Origin of the sequence: Paracidovorax cattleyae (assembly GCF_900104515.1) — a bacterium.
GTDB classification, from domain to species: Bacteria; Pseudomonadota; Gammaproteobacteria; order Burkholderiales; family Burkholderiaceae_C; genus Paracidovorax; species Paracidovorax cattleyae.
Window position 1 is genome coordinate 47,457 of the sequence record NZ_FNJL01000016.1, and the last position, 13,929, is coordinate 61,385.

Genomic DNA, 13,929 nt, shown 5'->3' on the forward strand with positions numbered 1-13,929 from the left:
GATGGCCGCCCTGCCCACGCCCCACCCGTCCCCTTGCACGGCCGGGCTGGCCGGCGGCCTTCCCGGCCTCCGGCCATCGTGCGCCGCCTCCGGCCCACCACCCAGGCCGGCATGGCCGAATAAGCGGCTCCCCGGCCGTCTATTCGCGCTTTAGATTCCGGCCCCCCTCACGACAATCGGCATGACCCCCTCCGTCATGCCACCATGGACTCCTCCAGCCAAGACAAACAGCTACCCGCGACCGAGCGCAAGCTCCAGCAAGCGCGCGAGGAAGGCCAGGCTGCGCGGTCCCGGGATCTTTCCCACCTCGCCGTCCTCGGCATGGGCGCGGTCAGCACCTATGCCCTGGCTCCCACGCTGATCGAGCACCTGCAGCGGGCCATCGCGCACCACCTCTCGTTCAACGCCGAGACGGTGCACTCCACCGGCTCCATGCTGCAGCGGCTGCAGGACATGGCCTTCGTCGGGGTGGCCGCGAGCTTTGCCTTCGCCCTGCTGACCGCCGTGGCCGCCGTGGCGAGCGCGATAGGCTCCGGCGGCTGGCTCTTCACCTTCAAGCCGGTGATGCCCAATTTCAGCCGGGTGAACCCCATTTCCGGCTTTTCGAACCTGTTCTCGAAGCAGCAGATGGTCACCGTGATCAAGATGGTGCTGATGACCGGCATCCTCACCGCCGTGGCCTGGAGCTTCATGAGCACCAGCATCGAGAAGATCGCGATGCTGGTGCTGCAGCCCTCTCCCGTGGCCCTGCGCTACGTGGCCGAGTGGATCACCGGCGGCATGGCGCTGCTGCTGCTGGTCGTGTTCCTCGCGGCCCTCATCGACGTTCCGCTCCAGGCCTTCTTCTTCAAGTCGCGGCAGAAGATGTCGCACGAGGAAGTGAAGCAGGAGCACAAGCAGTCCGAGGGCAGCCCCGAGGTCAAGGGCCGCCAGCGCCAGCGCGCACGAGAGATCGCCAACCGCGCCAGCCTGGGCAACGTGGCCAAGGCCGACTTCGTGGTGATGAACCCGACCCACTACGCCGTGGCGCTGCGCTACGACGAGGCCAGCATGGGCGCGCCGCAGGTGGTGTCCAAGGGAACCGACCTGCTGGCGTTCAAGATCCGCGAGCTGGCCAACCAGCATTCCGTGCCGGTGCTGCAGTCGCCCATGCTGGCCCGTGCGCTCTACGCCAATGCCGAGCTGGAACAGCCGATTCCCGCCCAGCTGTACGCGGCCGTGGCGCAGATCCTGGCCTACGTGTACCGGCTCAAGGCCGCCCTGCGCGGCGAAGGCCGCATGCCCGACGCCCAGCCCGACCCCTACGTGCCGCCGGAGCTCGATCCGCTCACGAAGGCCGCCCCGTCCGACGCTTCCACTGCAGGTGACGCGCCATGAAGACCCCCACGATCGCCTCCGCACGCCAGTGGGCCGGCACCAATGCCTCCGCGCTGCAGGGCCTGTCGGCCCCGCTGCTCGTGGTGGCCATCCTGGCCCTGATGGTGCTGCCCATCCCCGCCTGGCTGCTGGATACCTTCTTCACGCTCAACATCGCCGTGGCGCTGATGGTGATGATGGTGGCGGCCTACATGCTGCGGCCGCTGGATTTCGCGGCTTTCCCGTCCGTGCTGCTGCTCACCACCCTGATGCGGCTGTCGCTGAACGTGGCGTCCACCCGCGTGGTGCTGCTGGAAGGCCACACCGGCCCCGGCGCCGCCGGCGCGGTGATCGAGGCCTTCGGGCACTTCCTGATCGGCGGGAATTTCGCCGTCGGCCTGATCGTGTTCGCCATCCTGGTGGTGATCAACTTCGTGGTGGTGACCAAGGGCGCCGAGCGCATCGCGGAAGTCTCGGCACGCTTCACGCTGGACGCCATGCCCGGCAAGCAGATGGCGGTGGATGCCGACCTGAACGCCGGCCTGATCGACGAGAAGGAGGCCAAGCGCCGCCGCGCCGAAGTGCAGGAGGAAGCCAACTTCTTCGGCTCGATGGACGGTGCCTCGAAGTTCGTGCGTGGCGATGCCATCGCCGGCATTTTGATCCTGCTCATCAACATCGTGGGCGGCTTCGCCATCGGCATGCTGCAGCACGACCTGTCCGCCTCGCAGGCCGCCAACAGCTACATCCTGCTGGCCGTCGGCGATGCGCTGGTGGCGCAGATTCCCGGCCTGCTGATCTCGGTGGCCGCCGCCATGGTGGTCTCGCGCGTGGGCAAGGACCAGGACATGGGCCGCCAGATCGTGCAGCAGCTCTTCATGTCGCCGCGCGTGCTGGGCGTGGCCGCCGCGATCCTGATCATGCTCGGCCTGATCCCCGGCATGCCGCACGCCGTGTTCCTGGTGCTGGGCAGCGGCATCGGCTATGCCGCCTGGCTGCTGTACCAGCGCGCCAACGCCCCCAAGCCGGTGGAGGCGCCGCCCGCCCCCGCGGGCGACGGGGAAGCCAGCTGGGACGACCTGCAGTCGGTGGACCTGCTGGGCCTGGAGCTCGGCTACCGGCTGATCTCCCTGGTGGACAAGAGCCGCCAGGGCGACCTGCTGACCCGCATCAAGGGGGTGCGCCGCAAGTTCGCCCAGGAAGTGGGCTTCCTGCCCCCGGCAGTGCACGTGCGCGACAACCTCGAGCTCAAGCCCAGCGCCTACCGCATCACGCTGCGCGGCGTGGTGGTGGGCGAAGGCGAGGCCTTCCCGGGCATGTTCCTGGCGATCAACCCCGGCGGCATCAGCACGCCGCTCATCGGCACGCCCACCACCGATCCCGCTTTCGGCCTGCCGGCCCACTGGATCGACGACCACCAGAAGGAAGCCGCACAAATGGCGGGTTTTACGGTCGTTGATTCCGAAACCGTGATGGCCACCCATTTGTCACACTTGATGCAAGTCCAGGCCGCCAAGCTCCTGAGCCGCACGGAAACGCAGCAGCTCGTGGAACACGTCGGCAAATTGGCCCCCAAGCTCATCGAGGAAGTGGTCCCGAAAATGGTGTCGATCGCAACGTTCCAGAAGGTGCTCCAGCTGCTGCTGGAAGAGTCCGTGCACATCCGGGACATCCGCACCATCATCGAGACCCTCGCCGAGCATGCGGGCACGATCAACGATCCGGTGGAGCTGGCACGCCGCGTGCGCATCGCCCTCTCGCCGGCCATCGTGCAGCAGATCTACGGCCCGACCCGCGAGCTCAACGTCATCGCGATCGAGCCGGGCCTGGAGCGCCTGCTGGTGCAGGCCCTGGGCAACGCCTCCGGCCCCTCGCTCGACCCGGGCGTGGCCGACATCCTCACGCAGAAGGCCGCGGAAGTGGCCATGAGGCAGGAAGAAATGGGCATGCCCGCCTGCCTGCTCGTGCCCGACGCCATCCGCAACGCCGTCTCGCGCCTCGTGCGCCGCGTCGCCCCGCGCCTGCAGGTGCTCGCCCACAGCGAGATCCCTGAAACCCACACCATCCGCATCGGCCCGATCCTCAAAGGTGCAGCATGAACATCAAACGCTTTACCGCTCCCACCTCCCGTGAGGCCCTGGCCAAGGCGCGCATGGCCTTCGGAGACGGCACGCTGATCCTGTCGAACCGCCAGATCGCCGGCGGCGTCGAGGTGATGGCCACCGCGGAGGACACGCTGTCCTCGCTGGAGAGCACCGCCGCCGAGCCCGCGCCCGCCGCCTCCAGGCAGCAGGAACGCGCCCCGTCCGCCTCCCGGCTGCAGGAACGCGCCGCCGACATGGCCGCCAACCCGGCGCAGTCGAGCCGGCCGCTGCGCGCGGCGCAGCGGGCCGAGGCACCGCGCAACCCGGTGGCGCAGGATACGGAACAGCTGGCGATGAGCACCCTCTCCTTCCAGGACTATGTGCGCGAGCGCATGCTGCGCCGCCGCCACGAGGCCATGCACGGCGCGGCGCCAGCCCCCGTTGCCGCGCCGCAGCAGTTGCTGCAGCCCCAGCGCGCACCGCTGTCCCGCACCGAGGCCCCGCGCATGGCCGAGCGCGCCATGGCGCCCGCCAGCGCCCCCCTGCCGCGGCACAACCCGATGCACGCCATCCCCCTGGGCCTGCCGCCCGAGCAGCCCGTGCGCGAACGCCGCGTGCAGGCCCCCGTGCCCTCGCTGGCCCAGGAGTCCGGACAGCAGAACCTGATGAGCGAGCTGCAGTCCATGAAGGACCTCATCGAGGACCGCTTCAACACGCTGGCCTGGCTGGGCCAGGCACGGCAGAACCCGATTCAGTCCAACCTGATGCTCAAGCTCATCCGGGCGGGCTACTCGCCTTCGCTGGCGCGCGCCGTGCTGGAGCGGCTGCCGGAGGAACTGGGCGCCGCCCATGCCGTGCGCTGGCTGATGGAAGTGCTGGAGCGCAACCTCAAGACCGATGCGCACCAGCGCCCCCTGTACGAGGAAGGCGGCGTGTACGCGATGGTGGGAGCCACCGGCGTGGGCAAGACCACCACGACCGCCAAGCTCGCCGCCCTGTGCGCCCGCATCCACGGCCCGGCCAGCGTCGGCCTGATCACCCTGGACACCTACCGCGTGGGCGCCCACGAGCAGTTGCGCTCCTACGGCCGCATGCTCGGCGTGGTGGCGCACCTCGCCCACGACCGCGCCGCCCTGCAGGACCTGCTCGGTCTGCTGGCCGGCAAGAAGATGGTGCTGATCGACACCACCGGCATCGCCCCGCGTGACCCGCGCAAGCGCGACATGCTGGATGTGCTCGACCTGCCCGGCGTGAACCGCCTGCTGGTGCTCAACGCGGGCTGCCACGGCGACACGCTGGACGACGTGCTCACCGGTTTCCGGACCGGCGGCTCGCAGCAGGCCATCCTCTCCAAGGTGGACGAGGCCGTGAAGCTCGGCCCGGCAGTGGATGCGCTGATCCGCCACCAGATGGTGCTGCGCGGCGTGACCAACGGCCAGCGCGTGCCCGAGGACTGGGAAGCGGCCGATGCCCAGAAGCTGATCGCCACCTCCATGCGTTCGCCCGCGAAGTCGGCGTTCGACCCGAAAGCCTCGGACCTGAACTTCTTCTTCTCGCACTCTCCCGAACTCGCCACGGAAAGGGCCCTGGTCGATGCTTGACACTGCCTTCCACCAGGGCGCGAGCCTGCTGCGCCTGATGCCCGGGTCACCCCTGCGCCTGCTGGCCATCCTGGCGCAGCCGGATGCCGCCTACGGGCTCGAGACGTTCTTCCAGGTGTGCTCGGCACTGCAGCGCATGGGCTACCCCGTGGCGGTGCTCGACGGCACCGCGCGCGAGACCGATGCCTCCCCCGGCCTGGCCCATCTGCTGGCCGAGCCGTCCTGGCAGGACGGTGCACCGCTGGACACGGGCGCCGCCGCAGCGGCCTCGCTGGCCGTGCTGCCGGCCGCCTACGGACTGCGACGGCTGGCCCGCCAGAGCACCGATGCGGTCGCGGCCCAGCAGACCCTGCAGCCCTTCTTCCGCTCCTACGCGGTGCTGGCGATCTATGCCCCGGCAGAGGCGCTGGCGCCTCTGGTGCGCGACACGGCCGCGGTGCCGCTGCTGATCGCCGAGGGCGGCGACCATGCGATGCGCAGCTACCGCCAGCTCAAGCACATGGCGCTGCATGCCGGCGTACCCTGCACGGTGGCCTCGGTGCTGCCCACCGACCGGCCCGCCAGCCTGCACCGCGTCCATGCCACGCTCGCCACCCTGCAGCGCTGCGCCGAGCGGCACCTGGGCAGCGAACTGCGCACCACCACCCTGCGGGCCAACCATCCGCAGGATCTGCAGCGCCTGGCCTTGCAACTGCTGGAAAACGCGGGCACCATTGGTGCCGCGCCGGTCGCTGCCGTCCCGCCCTTCGGTACGCAGCGGCCTGCCCAGCCCTTCGCACGGAGCCACTGATCCGATGTACACCGCCAAAGGACAGCTCAACCGCGATGCACTGATCCGCCAGCACGCGCCGCTGGTCCGACGGATCGCGCACCACATGATCGCGAAGCTTCCGCCCAACGTGGAGCTGGACGATCTGATCCAGGTCGGCATGATCGGGCTCAACGAGGCGTTGTCGCGCTACGAGGTGACACAGGGCGTGCAGTTCGAGACCTTCGCCTCCCAGCGCATCCGCGGCGCCATGCTCGACGAGCTGCGTGAGGGCGACTGGATGTCGCGCAGTTCGCGCAAGAGCCAGAAGGAGATCGAGCATGCGGTGACCCGGCTGGAACAGAAGCTCGGCCGCAGCCCGCTGGAGTCCGAGATCGCCACCGAGCTCGAACTCAGCCTCTCCGAATACCAGTCCCTGCTGAGCAAGGTGCGTGGCACCCAGCTGGTCTATCTGGAAGACATGACGCGCGGCGACGACGACGATGACGGCTTCCTCGACCGCCACGTGGCCGACGGCGCGGCCGACCCCATGGCCATGCTGCGCGACCAGCGCCTGCGCGCCTCCCTGGTGACGGCGATCAAGGCCCTGCCGGAGCGGGAGCAGCAGATCATGGGCATGTACTACGAGCACGACATGAACCTGAAGGAGATCGCCGCCGTGCTGGGTGTGACCGAATCGCGCATCTGCCAGCTGCACAGCCAGTCGATCGCCCGGCTGCGGGCGAAGATGCGCAGCCATTGATGCTGCCGGATGAAAGAAGGGCCCCTCGGGGGCCCTTTTTTTGTGGCGCGGCCGTCTCCTGCCCGGCCAGGCGGCCGCCGTTCAGCCCTGTGACCGGTAGATCCGGGCGGCGCCGCCGTGCATGCCGTTGCCGGCAGGGCCGCGGCTGCCGTAGGTCGCGCCGTTCTGGTCCGGCGGCAGGAAGGTGGCCACCTGGCGGTTCGTGAGCGCAGCGAGCCGGGCCAGTTGCTCGCGCTGCAGGGACAGCTGGCTGCGCACGGCCTGGACACGGCGTGCCCAGTCGGCCGGCAGGGGCGGAGCGGAGGCAGGGCGGTTTTCCAGGGAGCGGGACAGGTCGAGCGCTGCCTGCTGCAGCAGCGGGGCACGGTGCTCCAGCGCGGGAGCATCCGCCTGCAGGAGCAGGGCCCCCACGTCGGCCAGGAGCGACTCGACGGTGCCGAGCAGGGCTTCGGGCGAGCGGGGGGAAGAAGGTGAAGCGGGAGAGTGGTGCATGGGTCGGTCCTGTGCCGACCGGCCCATGCAGGACGCGGACCGTGTGCGCTACGGCCGCGCCGGGACAAGGGCCGGGTCAGTGGCTCTTGGGAGAGTGGGCGATGATTTCCTGGGCGTTCGAGAGCAGCTTGTCGGCGATGGCATCGGCATCGACCGTGAAGGTGCCCTTCTCGATGGCCGCGCGCACGGCCTTGACCTTGTTGGCGTCGAAATCCGCGCTGCTGCGCAGCGACGGGTCCAGCGCCTTGGCGGCACTGGAGAACGTCACGGGCGTTCCGCCCGCGGCGGCGACCGTGGTTGCGGTCTTGGCGGCCTCTTCGGCGGCGGGCGCCGGGGCGGCCGCCTTGGCCTGTTGCTTGGCAGCCTGGACCTGCTGCGTCAGCGCATTCGGCAATTCCGGGTTTTGACTGATCTTCATCGCACTCTCCCACCCCGTTCGATGTGGGGCACAGTAGCAATGTTTTCGACCATCGGAGCGCGGACTTTAGGCTTTTATTCGGAAACTGATGTCACAAACCGACCTCGACCGTTCCATCGTTGGAAACAATGCCCGCGATGACCCGGCCATTGTCCATGCGGACACGCACAGTCTCTCCGATCGAGCCTGCCGTGACGGCCTGCCCCGCAGATGTTACCGAATAGCCGCGCCCCTGGGCAACGACCCGCACCGGGGCGCCGGCACGGAAGGCCATCGGCGCCTTCACCATGTGCTGGCGCAGTGCCTGCCCGGCCATGAGCGGGCGCGACGCCACCTGCCCGACCCAGTTTTCCGGGTTGGCCACGATGGCGGTCGTCTCGGCCGCCCAGTCCACTTCGGCCTGGGTGGCATCGGCCTCGGTCAGCACGGCACCGGAGGCCACGTTGCCGGTCAGCACCCAGGCAGGGCCGTAGGCCTTGACGGTGACGGGCAGGAAGACATTCCACGCCGTGGCCCCCTCGACGCAGCGCAGGCCCAGCCGCGTGCGGCCCCAGAGCCGGGAGCCGGCGGGAAGGTAGGGCTCCACCCGGGCGCAGGGCGCGAGGCGCAGCCGCGAATCGAGCTGGCCCACGCTCACTTCCATGCGCAGCGGCATGGAGGCGCCCGACACCTGGCTGCGCTGCAGGGCATCGTCGAGCCAGCGCTGGGTGATGGAGCCCAGGTCGGCCGTGGCGTCCGCGGCGGGTGCGCCCTGGGCCTGCACGGCCGCGGCGGCGCTCCAGGCCAGCAGCGCGGCGCCGGCCATGCGGGCCAGCACGCGGGTGCGGCGCGAGGCGGCGGGGCGGGAATTCGGCAGATGGGAATGGGGGGACATGGGGGCCTCCTGGCAGCCGGGCTGCGGCGATGGACGGGGCCGCCCGGACGGGGCAGTCCGGGGGCCATTGCACAACCTGGACTCTAGGGCGTGGAGCCGCCGGCGATGGACCGAACTGCGCGCCAATCCCCGCGTTCTTCGCGCTTTAGAAAAAAGGGTCCGTTTCCATAATCGGACCACGCCGAAAACCCGTGGCCCCGTGCCCCGCGACGGCTTCCGATTCCCTGTTTTCCGCAAGGTGCCCCATGCTCGACAAGTTGACCGAAAGGCTGGATTTCCACGGCAACGCGCTCATGCTGCGTGCCGAGAGACAGCGCGCGATCGCGAGCAACATCGCCAATGCCGACACCCCCGGGTACGTGGCGCGCGACTTCAATTTCGCCGATGCACTGCGCGACGCCACCGGCCAGGGAACGGGCGCCTCGTTCAACGCGGTGGAGCGCGCCCTCCAGCGCCAGCAGAGCGCGACCGATCCGCGCCACATCCCCCTGCCCGGCGCCACCACGGGCAGCGGCGCGCCCGGCTCCCTGGGCTACACGGTGCAGACCCAGCCGAGCCTGGACAACAACACGGTGGACCTGGACCGCGAGCGGGCCGCGTTCGCCGACAACGCCGTGCGCTACGAGGCCACGCTGCGCTTCATCAACGGCAACGCGCGCACCATGCTGAGCGCGATCCAGGGCCAGTGAGGGCACCCGCACGCCTTCGCCGCCCGCAACGCACCAGGAAAGCGACCCCCGCCATGTCCATGTTCTCGATCTTCGGCGTGTCCGGCAGCGCGATCAGCGCGCAGGCGCAGCGCCTCAACGTCGTGGCCAGCAACCTCGCCAACGTGGATGCCGTGGCCGGCCCCGACGGCCAGTCCTACAAGGCCCGGCAGGTGGTCTTCCAGACCGCGCCCATGGGCGACGAGAGCTCGGCCGGCGTGCGCGTGAGCTCCATCACCGAAAGCCAGGCGCCCGGCAAGCGCGTGCTCGATCCCACCCATCCGCAGGCCGACGCGGAAGGCTACGTCACGCACTCCAACGTGAATCCGGTGGAAGAGATGGTCAACATGATCTCGGCCTCGCGCTCCTACCAGAACAACGTCGAGGTTCTCAACACCACCAAGTCGCTGCTGCTCAAGACGCTGCAGATGGGCCAGTAACTCCTTCCCGAAGGACCGCACCATGATTCTCAATCCCATCGGCTCCACGGCCACCGTGAATACGAGCTCCAGCTCGAACTCCGCCACCGATCCGGCCGCCGCGCAGGACCGTTTCCTGAAGCTGCTGGTGGCGCAGCTCAACAACCAGGATCCGATGAATCCGCTGGACAACGCCCAGATGACTTCGCAGATGGCGCAGATCAACACGGTGACCGGCATCCAGCAGCTCAACCTGAGCATGCAGACCATGGCCGAACAGTTCACGACCATGCAGACCCTGCAGGGCACGATGATGATCGGCCGCAGCGTGCTGACCGAGGGCTCCAAGATGACCTTCAAGGACAGCACCGGCACGGGCTCCTTCGACCTCAAGAGCGCCGCCACCGACGTCAAGGTGGAAGTCGTCACGCCGGGTGGCCAGGTGGTCGATACGGTGGACGTGGGCGCGAGCGCGGCGGGCCGCCACGACTTCACATGGGACGGCAGCAAGTACAGCGGTACCCCCAGCGACCTGAGCTTCCGCGTGGTCGCGTCCACCAAGGACGGCGCCGTCGAGGCGACGCCGCTCATGCAGGCCAAGGTGGTGGGCACGGGCTCCAATGCCGGCGCCCTCACGCTGAACCTGGACACGGGCAGCACCGTGAACTACAGCAACATCCGCGCGGTGCTCTGACGGCCTCGCGCATTCCGCAAGACAACACCCCTTTTTCGTCCCCGAGGAGAGCACCATGAGCTTCCAGCAAGGCCTGTCCGGCCTCAACGCCGCCAGCAAGAACCTGGACGTGATCGGCCACAACGTGGCCAACTCCGGCACCGTCGGCTTCAAGGCGTCGCGCGCCGAATTCGCAGAGATGGTGGCCAATGCCATCGGCTCCGCGGGCGGCACCAATGCCGGCATCGGGGTGGAGCTGTCGGCGGTGTCGCAGCAGTTCAACCAGGGCAACGTTTCCGTCACCGGCAACAGCCTGGACGTGGCGATCAACGGCGACGGCTTCTTCACGCTGCAGCAGCCCGACGGCTCGCGCGCCTACACCCGTGCCGGCAACTTCAAGCTCGACAGCAACGGCCAGCTGGTGACCAACACCAAGGCGCAGGTCATGGGCTACGCGCTGGACCCGACCACGGGCAAGCGCACGGCGAGCAACGCCGCGCCGCTGTCCTTCCCCACATCCAAGCCGATTCCCGCCAAGCAGACCACGGCGATCACGGCGGAGTTCAACCTCGACGCCCGCGCGCCCGATGCCGCCGGCGACTCCACGGCCACGCCACCCGTGCCCGCCACGCCGCGTTCCACCTACGGCACGTCGATCAACGTGTACGACAGCCAGGGCGTGGCCAAGCCGGTGAGCCTATACTTCCAGAAGAACGGCGCCAACACCTGGGACGTGTACGACAAGCTCGACGACGCCACGGCCACGCCGCCGGTGGTGGCCACGCCGATCGGCCAGATCAAGTTCGACGACAGCGGCAAGATCATCTCGCCGACCGCCACCGCACCGGAAACCGGCTTCCAGATGCCGCTCACCGTAAAGCCCACCCCGCCCAACCCGAACGGTCTGGCCGACTACACGGTGAACATCAAGCTCGACGGCGTGTCGCAATACGGCAAGGCGTTCGCGGTGTCCAACCTGTCGCAGGACGGCTACACGGCCGGCGAACTCACGGGCATCAGCATCGAGAACAACGGCACGGTGATGACGCGCTACTCCAACGGCGTGACGCGCGCAGAAGGCCAGGTGGCTCTGGCCAGCTTCCGCAATACGCAGGGGCTGGCTTCGGTGGGCAGCAACAACTGGGTGGAGACGTTCGAGTCGGGCCAGCCGGTGCTGGGCACGCCCACCGAAGGCAAGTTCGGCGGGCTGCGCTCCGGCGCACTGGAGGATTCCAACGTGGACCTCACGGCCGAGCTGGTGGGCATGATGACCGCCCAGCGCGCCTACCAGGCCAACGCCCAGACCATCAAGACGCAGGACCAGGTGATGTCCACGCTGGTGAACCTGCGCTGACGGCCCGATCCGGCTGATCCGCCACTGAACTCCGAACCCCCACCTTCCTGCAGGCCGAGCGATGGACCACATCATCTACACCTCCATGACGGGCGCCAGTGCCGCCGCGCAACGGCAGGCGGTGCTGGCCAACAACCTCGCGAACGCCTCCACCAACGGCTTCCGCGCGGAGATGTCCACCTTCCGCTCGGTGCCCGTGCAGGGCGACGGCTCCAAGACCCGCGTGTTCGCGCTGGAGGCCACCTCCGGCCATGTGGAAACGCCCGGCCCCGTGCAGCGCACCGGCCGCAACCTGGATGCGATGGCGGTGGGCAACGCATGGTTCGCGGTGCAGGGATTGGACGGTACCGAGGCCTACACCCGCAACGGCAGCTTCGAAGTGAACGCGGAGGGCCAGCTGCGCACCTCCAACGGGCTTACCGTGCTGTCGGACGGCGGCGGCCCGATCGATGTGCCGCCCGGCGCCGACGTGACCCTGGGCTCGGACGGCACCCTGACCGCGCGCGTCGCGGGCCAGCAGGCCACGCCGATCGGAAGGCTGAAGCTCGCCACTCCGACGCCGGAAGACCCGCTCAAGCGGGGCGACGACGCCCTTTTCCGCCCTGCATCGGGCGACCCGATGCCCAATGACCCGAACGCGCGGCTTCTGTCCGGCGCTCTGGAAGGCTCCAACGTGAACGCCGTGGAAAGCATGGTCGGCATGATCGCCGCCTCCCGGCAGTTCGAGGCCCAGATGCGGTTGCTGCAGACGGCCGAGGCCAACGACAAGACGGCTGCCCAGCTGCTCAACCTGAACGGCTGAAGCCCGCGCCGACGCCACCCCGCACGCCAAGCCAAGACAAGCACGCATTCCCCGAGGAACCGCCATGATCAACTCGCTCTGGATCGCCAAGACCGGCATGTCCGCCCAGCAAACGCAGCTGGACGTGATCTCCCACAACCTCGCCAACGTCTCCACCACCGGCTACAAGCGCAACAACGCGGTGTTCGAGGACCTGATCTACCAGAACCTGCGCCAGGTGGGCGCGCAGACCACCGAGCAGAACCAGCTGCCGACCGGCCTGCACCTGGGCCTGGGTGTGCGCACGGTGGCCACCAGCCGCAACTTCACGCAGGGCAGCCTGGCGCAGTCCAACAACAACCTGGACGTGGCCATCAACGGCAACGGCTTTTTCCAGGTGACGATGCCGGACGGCACCACGGGCTACACGCGCGACGGGTCGTTCCAGCTCGACTCCCAGGGGCGCCTGGTCACGTCCAGCGGCCTGCCCGTGGCCAACGGCATCACCGTGCCGGCCAACGCCACGGGCATCAGCATCAGCACGGACGGCATCGTCTCGGCCACCGTGCCGGGCACGACCGCACCGCAGCAGATCGGCACCCTGGGCATGGCGAGCTTCATCAACTCGGCCGGCCTGGAGCCGATCGGGCAGAACCTGTTCAAGGAATCCGCAGCCTCGGGCCAGCCCCAGCAGGGCACGCCCGGCACCAACGGCCTGGGCATCATCCGCCAGGGCTTCCTCGAAACATCCAACGTGAACGTGGTGGAAGAGCTGGTGTCCATGATCCAGACCCAGCGCGCCTACGAAATGAATTCCAAGGCCATCCAGACATCCGACCAGATGCTGGCCAAGCTCGCGCAGCTGTGATGCGCGCCCTCCCCTTCCTGACGACCGCCGGGACACCGACCATGCCGCACACCGCTTCCTCCTCCTTCCTGCACGCCGCGCCGCTGCGCCTTGCCGCCGTAGCCGCCCTGCTGGCCGCCACGGGCTGCGCGTCCGTCAACCCGCCGCCGCCGATCGACATGCCGCCCACCCAGGCGCCGATCGCCGTGCAGGCGGTTCCCCGCGCGACCGGGCCGGCCACCGGCAGCCTCTTCCATACAGCCAGCTACCGGCCGGCGTTCGAGGACCGCCGCGCGCGGCTCGTGGGCGATATCGTCACCATCCAGATCGTGGAGACGATCTCCGCATCGCAGAAATCCAGCTCCAAGGTGGACCGCACGGCCGCCAACACGGCCGGCGTGACCGCGTTCCCCTTCATCGGCGCGAGCGACATCGGCAAGCTGAAGCTGGGCGGCAACAGCACCAACAACTTCGAGGGCAAGGGCGACCTGCAGAGCACCAACACCTTCACCGGCACCATCACCACCACGGTCGTGGACGTGCTGCCCAACGGCCACCTCGTGATCGCGGGCGAAAAGCAGATCGGCGTGGCCGAGAACGTGGACGTGCTGCGCTTCTCGGGCACCGTGGACCCGCGCTCGCTGCAGCCGGGCAGCGTGGTCAGCTCCACCCTGGTGGCGAATGCCCGCGTGCAGTCGCGCGGCAGAGGCTCTCCGGCCGAGGCGCAGGCCATGGGGTGGCTGGCGCGGGCGTTCAATTCGGTGGCGCCGTTCTGAGATTCCGAGGTGCGTAGTCCGGCCGCGTGCAAAGGC

Annotated in this window: 15 protein-coding genes; 12 read left to right on the forward strand and 3 right to left on the reverse strand. The window is 68.8% G+C overall.

Annotation, left to right across the window (positions count from 1 at the left end; translation table 11 throughout):
• Positions 1-204 precede the first annotated feature (204 nt).
• The 5 genes from BLR05_RS14465 to BLR05_RS14485 are packed head-to-tail and all read left to right on the forward strand — an operon-like array spanning position 205 to position 6,552.
• Complete coding sequence (locus tag BLR05_RS14465; RefSeq protein WP_092835372.1) at positions 205-1,377, forward strand: EscU/YscU/HrcU family type III secretion system export apparatus switch protein; 1,173 nt, start codon at positions 205-207, stop codon at positions 1,375-1,377.
• Entirely contained in the window at positions 1,374-3,455 is a 2,082-nt protein-coding gene (gene flhA, locus BLR05_RS14470; RefSeq protein WP_092835374.1) for a flagellar biosynthesis protein FlhA, read from the forward strand. Before BLR05_RS14465 ends, flhA begins: the two co-directional genes overlap by 4 nt.
• The gene (flhF, locus tag BLR05_RS14475) at positions 3,452-5,041 is read left to right on the forward strand and encodes a flagellar biosynthesis GTPase FlhF (protein WP_092835376.1); all 1,590 of its coding nucleotides are present in this window, start codon (positions 3,452-3,454) and stop codon (positions 5,039-5,041) included. The genes flhA and flhF overlap by 4 nt, the downstream gene beginning before the upstream one ends.
• The gene (locus tag BLR05_RS14480) at positions 5,034-5,831 is read left to right on the forward strand and encodes a hypothetical protein (RefSeq protein WP_092835378.1); all 798 of its coding nucleotides are present in this window, start codon (positions 5,034-5,036) and stop codon (positions 5,829-5,831) included. Before flhF ends, BLR05_RS14480 begins: the two co-directional genes overlap by 8 nt.
• A gap of 4 nt (positions 5,832-5,835) precedes the next feature.
• Positions 5,836-6,552: an RNA polymerase sigma factor FliA gene (locus BLR05_RS14485; RefSeq protein ID WP_092835380.1), complete on the forward strand. Its 717-nt coding sequence runs from the start codon at positions 5,836-5,838 to the stop codon at positions 6,550-6,552.
• A gap of 81 nt (positions 6,553-6,633) precedes the next feature.
• Here the strand turns inward: BLR05_RS14485 and BLR05_RS14490 are convergent, their stop codons facing one another.
• From BLR05_RS14490 to flgA, 3 genes are all read right to left on the reverse strand, one after another.
• Positions 6,634-7,044: a hypothetical protein gene (locus BLR05_RS14490; protein WP_092835382.1), complete on the reverse strand. Its 411-nt coding sequence runs from the start codon at positions 7,042-7,044 to the stop codon at positions 6,634-6,636.
• A gap of 76 nt (positions 7,045-7,120) precedes the next feature.
• Positions 7,121-7,462 (reverse strand): flagellar biosynthesis anti-sigma factor FlgM, encoded by a 342-nt coding sequence (gene flgM / locus BLR05_RS14495; protein WP_092835384.1) that lies wholly within the window; start codon positions 7,460-7,462, stop codon positions 7,121-7,123.
• A 91-nt stretch (positions 7,463-7,553) separates the two neighbouring features.
• Positions 7,554-8,336 carry a flagellar basal body P-ring formation chaperone FlgA gene (gene flgA / locus BLR05_RS14500; protein ID WP_092835386.1) on the reverse strand — a complete coding sequence of 261 codons (783 nt, stop codon included), beginning with the start codon at positions 8,334-8,336 and terminating at the stop codon, positions 7,554-7,556.
• 245 nt (positions 8,337-8,581) lie between these two features.
• Here flgA and flgB point away from each other — a divergent pair, with 245 nt between their 5' ends.
• The 7 genes from flgB to BLR05_RS14535 all read left to right on the forward strand — a co-directional run bounded on the left by flgB (position 8,582) and on the right by BLR05_RS14535 (position 13,893).
• Positions 8,582-9,025 carry a flagellar basal body rod protein FlgB gene (gene flgB / locus BLR05_RS14505; RefSeq protein WP_092835388.1) on the forward strand — a complete coding sequence of 148 codons (444 nt, stop codon included), beginning with the start codon at positions 8,582-8,584 and terminating at the stop codon, positions 9,023-9,025.
• A 53-nt stretch (positions 9,026-9,078) separates the two neighbouring features.
• Positions 9,079-9,483: a flagellar basal body rod protein FlgC gene (gene flgC / locus BLR05_RS14510; protein WP_092835390.1), complete on the forward strand. Its 405-nt coding sequence runs from the start codon at positions 9,079-9,081 to the stop codon at positions 9,481-9,483.
• 22 nt (positions 9,484-9,505) lie between these two features.
• Positions 9,506-10,156, forward strand: coding sequence for a flagellar hook assembly protein FlgD (locus tag BLR05_RS14515; protein WP_092835391.1), 651 nt, complete (start codon positions 9,506-9,508; stop codon positions 10,154-10,156).
• Positions 10,157-10,211: 55 nt separating this feature from the next.
• Positions 10,212-11,489, forward strand: a complete 1,278-nt coding sequence (gene flgE, locus BLR05_RS14520; RefSeq protein ID WP_092835393.1) for a flagellar hook protein FlgE — start codon at positions 10,212-10,214, stop codon at positions 11,487-11,489.
• 61 nt (positions 11,490-11,550) lie between these two features.
• A complete protein-coding gene (gene flgF / locus BLR05_RS14525) occupies positions 11,551-12,291 on the forward strand; it encodes a flagellar basal-body rod protein FlgF (RefSeq protein ID WP_092835395.1) in 741 nt (246 codons plus the stop codon).
• 64 nt (positions 12,292-12,355) lie between these two features.
• Entirely contained in the window at positions 12,356-13,138 is a 783-nt protein-coding gene (gene flgG, locus BLR05_RS14530; RefSeq protein WP_011797436.1) for a flagellar basal-body rod protein FlgG, read from the forward strand.
• Positions 13,139-13,179: 41 nt separating this feature from the next.
• On the forward strand, positions 13,180-13,893 hold the full coding sequence (locus tag BLR05_RS14535; RefSeq protein ID WP_092835493.1) for a flagellar basal body L-ring protein FlgH: 714 nt from the start codon (positions 13,180-13,182) through the stop codon (positions 13,891-13,893).
• The last annotated feature ends 36 nt before the right edge of the window (positions 13,894-13,929 follow it).

What these genes read in the sequence shown, in the direction of transcription:
- BLR05_RS14535 (WP_092835493.1), top strand. Translation starts at nt 13,180, where the DNA reads ATGCCGCACACCGCTTCCTCCTCCTTCCTGCACGCCGCGCCGCTGCGC.
- BLR05_RS14485 (WP_092835380.1), top strand. Translation starts at nt 5,836, where the DNA reads ATGTACACCGCCAAAGGACAGCTCAACCGCGATGCACTGATCCGCCAG.
- flhA (WP_092835374.1), top strand. Translation starts at nt 1,374, where the DNA reads ATGAAGACCCCCACGATCGCCTCCGCACGCCAGTGGGCCGGCACCAAT.
- flgG (WP_011797436.1), top strand. Translation starts at nt 12,356, where the DNA reads ATGATCAACTCGCTCTGGATCGCCAAGACCGGCATGTCCGCCCAGCAA.
- BLR05_RS14465 (WP_092835372.1), top strand. Translation starts at nt 205, where the DNA reads ATGGACTCCTCCAGCCAAGACAAACAGCTACCCGCGACCGAGCGCAAG.
- flhF (WP_092835376.1), top strand. Translation starts at nt 3,452, where the DNA reads ATGAACATCAAACGCTTTACCGCTCCCACCTCCCGTGAGGCCCTGGCC.
- flgA (WP_092835386.1), bottom strand. Translation starts at nt 8,336, where the DNA reads ATGTCCCCCCATTCCCATCTGCCGAATTCCCGCCCCGCCGCCTCGCGC.
- flgB (WP_092835388.1), top strand. Translation starts at nt 8,582, where the DNA reads ATGCTCGACAAGTTGACCGAAAGGCTGGATTTCCACGGCAACGCGCTC.
- flgM (WP_092835384.1), bottom strand. Translation starts at nt 7,462, where the DNA reads ATGAAGATCAGTCAAAACCCGGAATTGCCGAATGCGCTGACGCAGCAG.
- BLR05_RS14480 (WP_092835378.1), top strand. Translation starts at nt 5,034, where the DNA reads ATGCTTGACACTGCCTTCCACCAGGGCGCGAGCCTGCTGCGCCTGATG.
- BLR05_RS14515 (WP_092835391.1), top strand. Translation starts at nt 9,506, where the DNA reads ATGATTCTCAATCCCATCGGCTCCACGGCCACCGTGAATACGAGCTCC.
- flgE (WP_092835393.1), top strand. Translation starts at nt 10,212, where the DNA reads ATGAGCTTCCAGCAAGGCCTGTCCGGCCTCAACGCCGCCAGCAAGAAC.
- flgC (WP_092835390.1), top strand. Translation starts at nt 9,079, where the DNA reads ATGTCCATGTTCTCGATCTTCGGCGTGTCCGGCAGCGCGATCAGCGCG.
- BLR05_RS14490 (WP_092835382.1), bottom strand. Translation starts at nt 7,044, where the DNA reads ATGCACCACTCTCCCGCTTCACCTTCTTCCCCCCGCTCGCCCGAAGCC.
- flgF (WP_092835395.1), top strand. Translation starts at nt 11,551, where the DNA reads ATGGACCACATCATCTACACCTCCATGACGGGCGCCAGTGCCGCCGCG.